Raw genomic sequence first — 12,271 nt, 5'->3', positions numbered from 1 at the left:
AATGAGGCAGCTATAGCTCGGTGTTTAACGGATACATCTCATGCGACGACTCCAGCACGCCTGACTTGACACTCAAGTCCGGGTACGCATAATGGATGAAGGCAATACGGACTGCCCGCCGCCCGCAACGGCGAAACCTGATGGGTTCCGGAACGATGATTTCCCTCTCTCCATGTTCATAACCTTGGCGTTATACGTGGCGTAGAAAGCGGGCTTACTACCTTGTCACCGCCATAGTTTATGGAATGGATCATGTCGATTGAACAAGCAAAAAAGCAGGCGAAGAACCTTCGCCGTCTTCTCCCTGCCTTCATTGCAGAGCACCCCGATGGGGGCAAGCTCGCTGATTTTCAGGAGTTGGTAGCCAGAACCCACGGCTATCCCAGTTTTCACGCAATGTCGGAAGCTCACAAGGGGGCTGATCAGGTACACCAGGACCCCATTGGTCTGGGGGCATTGCAAGTTTCGTATCAGGGTGTCGAGTCCTGGACGATGTACGACCAGAATGGAAACCCGAAGAAGCCCAAGAGGATGGCCTATGGCGAATTGCTCCTCCCTGTTCCCGAATACTCCGAGGAAGACACGCTGTACAAGGTGGCCGAGGAATTTGACGAGGCCTGCGAAATGGAAGGCGGGCTCACGGGGGACTTTGACGACTACTCACCGCAATCGATCAACAAGCTTCTACGTCTTGCCGCGAAATTGACTAAGCAGGAACCGGCTTTCGTCGACGGATATGCCTTCCAAGTTGGTGCCTATGTTCATACCGCTCAGAACAAAAAGGCCATCAGTCTCGCAGAACCGCTTGTCGCGCTGATCTTTGACATGATTGCCAAGTGTGCTGCCGAGCACAAGACCAAGGCGTTGCTGATGCCCTACGCGCATCTTTCAAATCGACCATTTCATCGCCTGGCACATGGCCTGGTGTTGGCTTATCTGGCTGAGCACGAAACGGAGAAGGGAGTTTCGCTAGCCAAGCGGATGTTGGACCTCTGGCCAAACGACAATATCGGCTTCCGCTTCATCATTGCGGATCCTTACGGCAACGATTGAGTTTCGGTCATTGCCAGTCCATCGGCGATGGCACCTCTTTGGGAAGTACGGTGGTGTGTCGGACGTCGACGAAATTTAGCCCGTCCCCCCCCCTCGTCCGTGGTGGCCTATCTCAATGATGTCGATAATCCAAGCAGAGAGCGCGACCCGAAAGCCGTGGTCCCGAAGCCGCCAGGCGGCGCTCCATGGATGAATGGTCAGCGGTCGGAAATATCGTTTTATCTCGGTGACAATGTTCATCCATGCTTCCTTACTACCTGGGTGGCAGTAGATTATCCAAACGAATCCATTGTATGGCTGGAGTAGCGTTTTCCCACTGAACATAGGCTAGGGGCGGCTTCATTTCGACGACCATTCCGACGAGCAAGTTGCGGCCATCTCGCCACATGGCGGCAACCCGATCACCGGGCCGTAGGCGGCCTCGAAAGGCTATCAAGGCATCCTCCTCTGCCTGGCGCCGGATTTCCTGCTGGCGCTGAACTTCGGCTCGCGTCGCCGCTTCCATCGCCTGCTGTCGGACCTGCGTCTCTTCCCTGGCTATGGCGGCGGGCAGTTTCTCCTTGGCCTGCGCTACCAACGACTCTGGATCATAACTCCCCTCGAACGTCGCGATGAAGGCGCGTAGATGCAGCGGGGTACTGGCATTGGCGTACAGATTTCGATATTCGAGCAGTGGTGCCGATTCTTTTGCCAAGGCAACTGCTCGGGATTCGGCGACAGCGCTATCCAGCGTGGGCTGATCAATGGAAACGGTGAACGACGTATTGCCCGACGCCGCATCCGCCGCAGTCAAAATGCCAAGGGTCAAGACACCCCGGATCAGGGTGGACGCCGCTGCCGAACCTTTGTTGACCGAGTAGAAAGCGGAATTACATTCCAGGTAACCGAACTCGCTCCGGTCTTTCATTTTGGTCAGGCATTGGCGTCGACCACTAGGTGGTGGCTTGGTCAGCGCTCGAACGGAACCACTTGGCAATGCAATTTCAACCAGCTCCGTGGCCGCGTCTTTGAGATCGCCTGTCAAGCTGGCTGACCACCGCCCGTCGTCGTTGTGCAGATAGACGGGAACTGCTCTCAGTGATGAACCAGGACGGTAACCTGAGACCGGCGCTGCCTGCTGAGCCAAGGCTGGTAAGCCGGTCACCAGCCCGCAGAACAAGATCCACTGGGCCAGGTATCGCATATCAGTGAGCCCCGTTGTTTTTCAGCAAAGCGACGATATCTTGCCGCCCGCTGCTCTCAGCAACGGCCAAAGGTGTCGATCCCGGAGACCCGCTATTCAGGTCGACGCCGGCACCGATGATGAAGAGCTCTACCGCAAGCGCATCGCCGCGGCGGATCGCCGCCACGAACTGCTCCTGGTTGAAGTATTGCAGTCCCGTGGCCGTCAGCTCCTTGCGTGCGTCTGCGGTGGTGAGTTTCTTGCTGCTAGAACCTGCAGCAGCTTGCTGCGCCGCCAACTGCTGACGAGTTTCGCGCTGCTGCATCAGCGCCGTCCGCAGTTGAGCCAACTCCGGGGGAAGGGTTCTCGGGTCGATCTGATGTCCCGGCACTGACGGGGCAGGCTGCACAGTCGTTGGCTGAATTGGCGTCGGTGCAGCGGGAGCCTGGGCTACCACTCCGGTCTGGGCATTCGGTCGAGGCAGGTCATCCTCTACGACCACTCTGCCGGCCAGATCCTTCGGGTGTAGCTGCACCAGTTTGAAGGCCACGCCGGCCCCCTGCAGATTGCCTTCCAGGCGGACCAGTAGCTTGTTGATGGCGCTGCTGCTGTCACCGAGGCCGACGGCGCTGCCCATCGCCCGACCAAGCATTGCTGCCAGCACATTAGGATTGGAATTGCCGGCTCCAGACTGCTGACCGTAGATAGCGAAGTAGTTGATACGGTATCCCGCGGCGTGGGGGAAGAGGCAGACCCGGTGATAGGTCTTCTCGCCGTACTTCGCCATTGAAGAGTCAATGCCTTCGATGGAGAACATCTCACCGGCGCAGTCAGGCTTGGGGCCGCCGCTCAACCGTCGGCCTAAGGTCATCTGACCAGGATAGTCGGGAAAGATCGACGGTGGGATGCCCTGACGTACCTGGGCATCGCGAGCGTAGAGATGAATGGCATCGAGTACGGCGGTTTCGATGACATCGATCTTGAGGTCCTTGCCCGGCAGGTCATAGACGGCGTACACCGTCTTTTCCCGATAGGTGGAGCCGCTAAGCTCGCTCAAGATGTTCTGGGCCTGGACCGGAAAACCGGTGACGGCAATAGCCAATGCCGCCAGAAGGCGAAGCAGATTCATGGTCGTTCCTGAAGCTCGCTCCAACCTTTCCCGGTAGGGAATGGGGGAGCGAAAGGGGTTAAGTAAATGACAAGGCAATTCTACCGAATGAGATATAAAAACAGTAGATCGATGCACTGTAGATACGTACCCCGTAGACGGCCACTCTTCGGCCCACTATGGACAAAACTGATCAACCCGCAGGAGAAGCACGTCGTCGCGTTGCGGAAAATCTGCGACGCTTACGCAAAGAACGCGGCCTAAGCCAAGAGGCCATGGCCGAATTAGCAGAATTTCACCGGACTTACGTGTCGCAGTTGGAGCGTTGCGTCACGAACATTTCGCTGGATGGGCTGGAACGATTGGCCAAAGCCCTGAACGTAGACGTACTTGATCTCTTGGCGCGCATAGAAGCGTAGGTATCAAGTGATGGTCGTTCTCCGCCAATAGCCTAATGGCGGTCATAGCCCCATTTTGGGCACCGAGCCTGGCGACTCCTCAATCAGCTCAACCCAAGTTGTGCGAATGCCCTGGCTGGTAGCCCATACCTTGATGCGTGGGGGGGAATCGCAATTGCCGACGATTGCCATTAGGTAGTGAGCCCGATCACCCTGAAAGGCAGACAGATACTCCTCAGTCGTTTGTCGATCTCGGCCAGATGGACAAGGGTGAGCTTCCGGATGGGTGTGCCACAATCCGACAGCGTGCAAGCCCACGGCGAACTGTCGTTCCCGATCACGCTTTGCTGCTTCGATGTCCGGGTTGAAGGAACACCGGGTGCGACGGTCACCTTTGTTCGGCCCCACGGCTGCAGTAACGAAAAGACCATTGGCGTCTGGATCGATTGCATAGATTTCCCCGCCGGCTTCCTTGTGCCATATTCGTCGCTGAGCGTGTCGGTACATATGCTCGAGTGCAGCGGCAGTGAAGAGAACGTATCGGCCATGGCCGGGGAAAAAGAACAGTCGATTGTTCACGGGAATGAGCGCTCAATCATTAATCCATCATGCGGTGCCGCAGGAATGGCCCAATCCCGCAGGGTCAAGTCAGATCGCTGGGCGTTCAGATAATGTTGACCACGCACCCAACTGATGAGGCGAGGTTCAGGGAGAGCTCCATCCACCATTTTCAAAGCGTTTTCCGCCACTAAGGCTACCGCGTAAGCGGCGGCAGCTGCAGTGTAGCTCTGGAAACGGCTGCTACAGCCCGGTTCCTGCCTGATTACGTCGTCGGGCCAATCCACTGCGCCGAGTTTGCCCATCAAATCTTCATTACCTTGTAGCCATAACGTATCGAACGGCAGGCTGCATACGTGGGCGGCGGCAACATAGGGCTCCATCCAACCAATCAACAACGGACAGGGGTGAAGCCGCCGAGCCTGTTCCACCTGCCAGCGAACGTCGGGCTCCCCGGTCAAGTCTAGTACCAGATCAACGCCCGCCAGTGTATTGTTATCGAGCCACTTGCCCGCACTCATCACCATTGGGGTGACGTGACTTGCCGGCTGAGCAGCATTGACTTGTCGGGCAACAGCCTCGGCCTTGTCTTGCCCGATAGTGTCAGCACCGAGCAAATGACGGCCAATATTGGCCGGGGCAAGATTGTCTCCGTCAACCAAAGTGATGTAGCCAACGCCGGCTTTGGCCAAGTACTCAACGACCGGGCTACCCAATGCGCCGGCGCCCAGCACCAGGACATGTTGAGTTTGACGATGAGCCACCTCCGGATGCTGGTCGCGCCCTACCGTCCATGCGGGGTCCAGGCGGTGGACACGCAATGGGAGCGGCGCGGAAAGAGGCGGATAAGTCTTCTTGCCTCGTTCCAGCTCAATTACGGTCGCTGGCCCGCCTGGAAGCAGATAAGCAAACGCGCAAGTGCTATGGCGCAGCAAGACGATCCGATGAACGCTGCCACCTCGTCGGCGTAGAGGGTGGCGAAACGAAGCTCGCTGTGCGGGTCGAAGACGCCCATTCAACAGTTGATCCAAATCGGCGGCCGTTCGCGGCCACGTCGCTGGCGTAAGGGGATGAGAGAGAGGAATGTCGGCAATCAGCACCCGGATTTGCTGGGATGCCCTGGCTGCGCCGAGCGAGTTGATGACTCGCCCAGTGATCGGCATATCCCGATCCCCGGCAATGACTATCCGGCTGGGAAGCACCAGCAAGCCCTCCCGGACTTGCGGGCGAGTCGGGCATTCGTCGATGGCCCATACCGCACGAACCGGATCAGCGTGAGACCGAGCTTGCGCGACCTTGATGTACCAGTAATTCAGCGGTTCCGTAGAAAAGTCGCCGTCCAGGGCACCGGCCAACCAAGGCCCCAGAAACTTCTCTTGGTAGGCAAGCAATAATAGCAGGGCACGATCATTGGCTGAGTAGCCAAACCCCGGTCCCGGATCGCCTTCGATGCACAGGGCCCCTGAGTCCTCCACGTGGGGAATTCGAAGCACGGCATCGGGCGACAACATGATCTTCGCTACTGCATGATCAGGAAAACCGTGGGGCAAGACCAGTTCCGCCCACGCAAAATCGCGGCCCCACGGAAATGACGGCGGCTTCAGCCGATAGGCCGTTGCCCCACGGGCTCGACTGAGCGGTTCAGGAAGCAGATCGGGACAATCGTTCCGAAGGCTGGTTACGTCCAAACTCATCAGGTAGATGTGTCACGCGAGGCCCGTTGTTTTGGGCGGTGGCGGTGGAGGACGGCGCGTCGGCTGTTGATTGCCGGTTCCACCTGATCCATTTGAGCCGCCAGACCCCGAGGTATTGCCACCGCATCCAAATACGGAGCGTACCCGCTCGCGAATTTCCTGTGGATCAGTGGCCGCAAGGATGGTGCGCATGTCGGCGGCAAGAATATCGCACCAGGTATCAAACGCCTCGTATCGTTCTCCATCATCTTGATTCCAGCGCTCGGCAAAGTTTTCACCCTCCACCGTGGGGTTGTCGACGCGGTATTGGCCGTTGAGTTTTAGGACCATGCCCGGCAACAGGTCGGCGAGGTCGGCCAACAGCTCAACGGGGTGGCTGTACGTCCGCCCAAGATCCGCAAGGCCGGCATAGCAAGCCGTCAGCAGCGTAACGATGATGATGGAAATCGGCTTGAAATCCTTGCCGATCTGCTGGCGATAAACACACATGTCTCGGTGCCGTTTGAACAGCCGGATCGCGACCTTGAGCGTATCGGTGATTTCGACGTCCTGGTCCGGAACGGGCTTGATGCTGAGGGACTTATTGAGGGCAGTGGCCGAATCGAGAGCAACGAAGCGAATTAGCTGAAGCTGGGCGATGTCGTTCACCCACTTCGTCATTCCCTCCGGGTTGGACGTCTTCCATTGACGGGTCTTATTGTCGACTACTGCCAAGGCCGTGCTTCGATATTGCTTAACAGGAATGTATCGGCGGGCCACAGCTTCGCGTACTACCGTGGGCACCGTATCTAGGGGAACGGAAGGAGTGAACTCAAGGTAGAACGGTTCGCCGATGAAGTCGACGTTCCAGCAGCGGTTCTTGCGAGTTGGCTCAAGGGGCTCCAACGCTTTGCCAACCTCGTCGAAGAATGCAACGGGATCGCGGGCTGCGATGCGGTTCAAATCGACCTGACAGACTGCATCGACGTCGAATTTTGAGCAGTCGGGCGATCGGATCAGGGTCTGGGTGCTTGCGGAGCCTTGCGGCAGAACCTTGATCGCATCGTTCGGCCATTTCAGCTCACTTACCAGGCGACGCGCTACCGAGTGGTAAGCCTTTGCGGCGTCGTCAATTTGCTCCTGCGGCACCGTAATGTGCTGGTTGACGTAGTTCAGTTCCCGAGCCCATGGCCCCAGTGCCAGTAACTGGTCGTGATAGCTGTCTAGAGCGATACCTTTACTGAGAGAAGCCACGGCTTCCACCAGCCGCACACGACGGCTCCGTTCGGCGTTCAAGACGAGATTGGCATTTTTCGAGGTAGGCATGACAAGTTCCTTAGCGGATGGCGATGCAATAGGACTGGGATCCGTCCGAGGCGCTTACCTCGTGGCCACTGATGGAAAATGCCGGCACGAATTTGTCCTCGCGACTGGCACGGTCGTAAATCGTGTACAGGGGATGGTGACCGGCCTGCAGCATCTGGCCGAACCGGAAAACGGTACTGGCCGGACTGATCGCGATCAAATGGACCTTGCACACCCGCATCACGTCCTGGACGTGGTTGATTACCCGTCTGGCCGCTTGGGTGAACTGATCGAGGTCTTTCGGGTGCACTATGCAGTCGAAGCTCGGACTGGGGGTGCTGATGCGGATCCATGGCATTTGCCCGTCGGCGACCTTGGGCGCCAGTTCCGTCGGCATCGCCTGCTCATCCAGACTGGCCGTGAGTTCGAGCGTTATTAGGACCTCATCAGTCCGGTCGTTGCGAAGTCCCTCCACAGTGAAGGTGCCGGTCGGCTTGGGGATGGCGCTCTTGCCCCAGGCCCAGATACGGCGATCTCGCTGGTATTGGAAAACCTGGATGGCTCGCGCTTCTCCCATGAGGCGGCCGGCCAATACCATCGTGGCGTTGTGATGGAGCGGGAATACCGCCAGCTCGTCCGTATCGGCCTCGCTGGGGCTGTTGAACCGAGTGACCAGCTCCCGGATTTGGTTCTCATGCTCCCGCAGATAGTTTGGCCAGAATCCGGGCGTATTACGGTCGTCGCGCTGGGAAGTGCGCCGGACATAGTGCGCGACACCGGGCAGCATGGCCCGGTCCATTGCCAAGATGGCCTCGATGAATTCAGTTTCGTGGAAACACGTGGGGACGTTTGCCAGGTTGGCGTGAAGGGTCAACGCCTTTGCACGCGGAAACCGCATCGATTCCATATAGCCCCTGACCATATCCCGATGGGTCTGGCGCATTTCAACCAGTGCCGGCTCGTCGTAGACATCGGGAGCGAAAGAGTCGATGAGCCGATGATGCGCATCGCACATCAGCATGATGTTGTCCGGGGTGTCGGAAAGCAGATGCGACCTCTGTTGGCAGCCTCGAGGCCCCTGCGGGTCCGAAGCAACGATATGGGCAAGGTAGCCGACCCGAGCCGGCTGGCTATACAGCGGGATGTTCGAAAGGTCCTCCGCGCATCCTGTAAACATGCAGCGGCCGCCCGCATCTGCCCAGACCTTTTGCGCAGTCCTGGCCGTGATCGCCTGGCCTCGACCGCTGACGCGGCCCAGCATTTCCTGGCGCGCGTCAATGATGTTTGCAATCTCGTCCTCGGATACCACCGGAGTAAACGTCCAGGACGGATCGGCGACGCCTGCCGGCGTCAGCGCGGTTCGCGGCAACTCCAGACGCTGCAAGCGATTGCCGCGGGCAAGTTTCTTCAGGGCCGTCTTCGATTTGCTTTCCGGATCAGCCGGAAACAGGATGAGCGACGGATCGCTGCAGTCGACGACTTTGCATACGAAACCGGCATGGAGATATCCGACCGTCCGCTTGCGCTTAATGCAGTCGTTTAGCCAGTCGGCCAGGGCCTTGTCGTCCAGGTTCTTGGTGTTGGGCGCGGTATCGGGAATTTGTGGCGTTGCGCAAGGGCTGTTTCGACGCATGCTAATTCTTGGTTCTGGTGGCGATCAAGAATGACTGCCGATTGGTGTGGGCTATGTATCTGAGGGTGGGATACATGATTTTAATGTTGAAGTCATGCGCTGTTCAATGCGGTGTCAATTTTCTGAGCGGGGCTCGACGTTAGACGCGTCAATTTGGCGCTTCGGGCCCCATTGATGCCTATCCTGATGGTGTGGAGCGCCCGGTGTTTGCTTGACCCGTTGTTCATTATGTGGCGCGCCACATTTAGGTATGACGGTGCTTCTACCCCTTTCCGCAAGGCCACTTCTTGCCTTGAGTATCAAGCAGTGAGTCGGCAATCAGTTTCGTCAACCATGTGTTGACCGATTCCAGATTGCGTCAAAGTTTCAAGAATCCAGGTCCTTCGGTGGAGCCAGAATTGACATACGCATTGACCCGGCGATTTGTTCTGGTCACAATCGAACCATCTCCAGAAACGCATATGGCATGTCATGGGCAGGGCCAAGCAATCCACAATTGAAGACCTGATTGATATCGCTGCCCGCCTACCGTGGAAGATCGGTGTCGTTCTCGCACTGATCGCATATTTCGGATTTCACTACGCCGCCTCCCTGCCTTTGTTGCCGGTAGCGACCGCGGACATGAAGAGTTATGGCGAGTCTCTCGGAGCCGGCATCGGACGACAGTTGATTGTTACGTTCGCCTCAGTGTTGCAGTACGCCGTGCCCTTGGCTCTATTGTTCGGATCTGCGCTTTCATTCTTCAGGACGCGTCGTCAGCAGGAACTTCATGGTTCGGTTGCCCGTAATCCATCGCAGGACGCGCTGGATGGAATGACGTGGCGTGAATTCGAGAGCCTTGCTGCCGAGACCTTCAGGCAGCAGGGCTACCGAGTTCGTGAGCGGGGAGGAGACGGCCCCGATGGCGGTGTCGATATTGAGCTGCACATGGGCAAGGACACGTACCTCGTTCAGTGCAAGCAATGGAAGGCTCAGAAGGTTGGCGTCGCCACCGTCCGAGAACTGTATGGCGTCATGACCGCGGAGCAAGCTGTGGGTGGCTTTGTCGTTGCCTCCGGACGCTTTACTGACGAAGCGATAGCATTTGCCGAAGGGCGTTCGATCACTCTCGTCCCGGCGCATTCGCTGTTGAACATGATCCGGAGGAATGAGGGGCGCACATCGCCCTCTCCTGCCGTTCCTTCCTGCCCGAAGTGCGGCAGCCCGATGGTGCAACGCGTGGCCAAACAAGGAAGCCGAGCTGGCAGCAGTTTTTGGGGCTGCACCCGATTCCCGGCGTGTCATGGCATACGCAGTTGATCGTTCAATGACGACTCTTCTTCGGTGCGGAAACCATGACAACCAAAGATGAATTGGTCCGGCACGTCAGCGAGCTCGCATCCAAGGTGACGTTGGGCGAACTCGCGCCTGCGGACGTAAATTGGCGTCACATCCTCGACATGAGCATCCAGGTCCGGATTGGGGAGCGAGAGCGACACCCATTACCAAGCAGTCGGGGCGGTGTTGCTGCGCAGGCCAAAGGAACATCACCGTTTTGCTAGGGGAAGGCAGCTAAGCACAAGCTGCTTCTCGCTTGCACAGATCGCCCACGACTTGCGGCGCGTGGCTTGCAGCCCAACCAAGATCAGTTCTTGTTTCCACGGTGATACGCTTCGCCCGGCGACGACTCGCGCGCAGCGTCATCAAGTTCAAACAGGCATTCGACATACGGCCTGACCTCTCCCCACGGTTTCCCCCCGAGATCGGCCAGCATCCTGGATGCTGCGATTGCCTCGGCGCGCTGCTCCACTGCATGCGTGACCATCGCCTTACGCTCATCTTCTGCGTCGTGCAGATGACCGTCCTGGGAACCATAGCTGTGGAACTCGATGATGCGTCCCGGGCGCGGATACTGTTCATCACTCGCACAGAATCCTTCTGCTGACGTCGAGCGTTGCGAATGGCTGCTTGAGAAGGAATCCTGCACCGTATGCAGTACCGAACCGAAGGCAATATCACGGAGGCGCGGGAGCAGCTTGTCTTGACGACCCAAGATGTAGAGGTCAGCAACCGTCCATTCCGAGCACGAGAAGCGATCTTTCATCAGGGGGATGTTCAGTTCGGCGAGCCGCTGATTTGCCTTGATGTCGCCAGTCGACACTCGCCACGCGAACTCTATCCAGCCGAGTATCTGGTCGCGTGTTTCCGCAGCGGGCATCTCGTTACGAGTGGCCATAGAGTGCAAAAACTGCAGATCACCGTAGTGCGAGCGCGTCAGCAGATTACCCAGCGCGACATGCCTTCCCTTGCTCTTATCCGCCGGGCAGCCGCCAATCGTGCCCCCCTTACCGGTGAAGTCTTCCGCGGCCGAGAAAATGCAGTACCAGCACTCGGGCTGTGTCGAGAAGCGGATCGTCTGCGAGGTGTTGCATGCAGGCCCTCGGGTCAGGAATTTCTTGCACTTGCGGCCCTCGTTTTCCTTCAACTGAAACGGAGGGAGGTCGTTCCAGCGCACTCCGTAGATGACGAATGCCGAGGCGAAGGGGACGTCTCGCTCTGCGCACAGTTCGTCGTTGGCCAGCGCAGGTATGTCTGCAGGGCAGTAGAACGCCAGTTGCGTGATTTCCTCATGGACCGGTCGTTTCACCAGCTTGCCGAGCTTTCCTGCAACCCTAGATAAGGTCGACTCCGGTTCGTTGGTCAGCTTCGCCTCAAAATTGCTGCCAAGCGGAGCAATCTGGAAGCCGTAAGACTCAAATGGCAGAAGAAGACACAGTACGAGGAGTGCCGGGGCCAGTCGCCCAAGAAGGTGCGCGGGCAGATGAATCGTCATGATGCGTCTCCGGGAAATCGTTAGCGAAGAAACACGAATAGCATATCTGACCCGCCGCGCTGGTGGGTAAGTGTCTATGCGAATCTGCTACTCAAGCGAGCTCTCAGCCTTGCATCGAGGCCGCATCGCTTCATCCCGGAGCAACCGATAGCTGCCTGAGCGACTGCAGGCAGGCTTTCTGAATTCCCAGGGCTGCATCAGGTCGGAGTCAGTCCACAAGCCGAGGCTCATGGCGCGGGCACCAGAGACAAACGACCAGGAACAGCGGAGGCCGAATGCGCAGGAGCATGATCGGTAGTGGAGAAAGAGGCGGAGAAGACGGCTGATGGTTGGGGGAGACCGGGATATTAGCGTCGCCGGTCCGCGACTCGCCTGAAAATTGGGCAATTCAGAAAAAGCCAATGCCGGCAGGTAGATGACGGCCTTATCCAGAGCTTATCCACAGACTTGCCCATGCATTCTGTGGAGAGACTCTGACCTGCCCGGGGATTTTCGGACCATCCGAAACTTGAGAGGATGGCTTCCTTGAAGAGAGGAAGTCATGAGGAAGAGTCGATTCAGCGAAGCGC

The 12,271-nt window shown here is 57.8% G+C and carries 10 protein-coding genes; 3 read left to right on the top strand and 7 right to left on the bottom strand.

Annotation, left to right across the window (positions count from 1 at the left end):
• Positions 1-252 precede the first annotated feature (252 nt).
• Complete coding sequence (locus GGD90_RS00050) at positions 253-1,053, top strand: hypothetical protein (protein ID WP_153117167.1); 801 nt, start codon at positions 253-255, stop codon at positions 1,051-1,053.
• A 253-nt stretch (positions 1,054-1,306) separates the two neighbouring features.
• Here GGD90_RS00050 and GGD90_RS00045 read toward each other — a convergent pair whose 3' ends face one another.
• Entirely contained in the window at positions 1,307-2,236 is a 930-nt protein-coding gene (locus GGD90_RS00045; protein WP_153117168.1) for a hypothetical protein, read from the bottom strand.
• A gap of 1 nt (position 2,237) precedes the next feature.
• The gene (locus tag GGD90_RS00040) at positions 2,238-3,344 is read right to left on the bottom strand and encodes a hypothetical protein (protein WP_153117169.1); all 1,107 of its coding nucleotides are present in this window, start codon (positions 3,342-3,344) and stop codon (positions 2,238-2,240) included.
• A 158-nt stretch (positions 3,345-3,502) separates the two neighbouring features.
• On the opposite strand from GGD90_RS00040, the gene GGD90_RS00035 reads away from it, so the two are divergent.
• Positions 3,503-3,742 (top strand): helix-turn-helix domain-containing protein, encoded by a 240-nt coding sequence (locus GGD90_RS00035; RefSeq protein ID WP_153117170.1) that lies wholly within the window; start codon positions 3,503-3,505, stop codon positions 3,740-3,742.
• 42 nt (positions 3,743-3,784) lie between these two features.
• Here the strand turns inward: GGD90_RS00035 and GGD90_RS00030 are convergent, their stop codons facing one another.
• The 4 genes from GGD90_RS00030 to GGD90_RS00015 are packed head-to-tail and all read right to left on the bottom strand — an operon-like array spanning position 3,785 to position 8,890.
• The gene (locus GGD90_RS00030) at positions 3,785-4,300 is read right to left on the bottom strand and encodes a Mov34/MPN/PAD-1 family protein (RefSeq protein WP_228273758.1); all 516 of its coding nucleotides are present in this window, start codon (positions 4,298-4,300) and stop codon (positions 3,785-3,787) included.
• Positions 4,297-5,973, bottom strand: a complete 1,677-nt coding sequence (locus GGD90_RS00025) for a HesA/MoeB/ThiF family protein (protein WP_228273759.1) — start codon at positions 5,971-5,973, stop codon at positions 4,297-4,299. Before GGD90_RS00025 ends, GGD90_RS00030 begins: the two co-directional genes overlap by 4 nt.
• Before the next feature lie 12 nt (positions 5,974-5,985).
• Positions 5,986-7,278: a nucleotidyltransferase domain-containing protein gene (locus GGD90_RS00020; protein ID WP_153117171.1), complete on the bottom strand. Its 1,293-nt coding sequence runs from the start codon at positions 7,276-7,278 to the stop codon at positions 5,986-5,988.
• 10 nt (positions 7,279-7,288) lie between these two features.
• Complete coding sequence (locus GGD90_RS00015; RefSeq protein ID WP_228273760.1) at positions 7,289-8,890, bottom strand: SAVED domain-containing protein; 1,602 nt, start codon at positions 8,888-8,890, stop codon at positions 7,289-7,291.
• A gap of 471 nt (positions 8,891-9,361) precedes the next feature.
• Here GGD90_RS00015 and GGD90_RS00010 point away from each other — a divergent pair, with 471 nt between their 5' ends.
• On the top strand, positions 9,362-10,189 hold the full coding sequence (locus tag GGD90_RS00010; RefSeq protein ID WP_153117172.1) for a restriction endonuclease: 828 nt from the start codon (positions 9,362-9,364) through the stop codon (positions 10,187-10,189).
• Positions 10,190-10,514: 325 nt separating this feature from the next.
• Here GGD90_RS00010 and GGD90_RS00005 read toward each other — a convergent pair whose 3' ends face one another.
• A complete protein-coding gene (locus tag GGD90_RS00005) occupies positions 10,515-11,702 on the bottom strand; it encodes a hypothetical protein (RefSeq protein ID WP_153117173.1) in 1,188 nt (395 codons plus the stop codon).
• Positions 11,703-12,271 lie beyond the last annotated feature (569 nt).

It is taken from the genome of Rhodocyclus tenuis (genome assembly GCF_014197755.1).
GTDB classification, from domain to species: domain Bacteria; phylum Pseudomonadota; class Gammaproteobacteria; order Burkholderiales; family Rhodocyclaceae; genus Rhodocyclus; species Rhodocyclus tenuis.
Note: the sequence above shows the minus strand (reverse complement) of the source record. Positions and strands in the feature narration are given on the sequence as shown.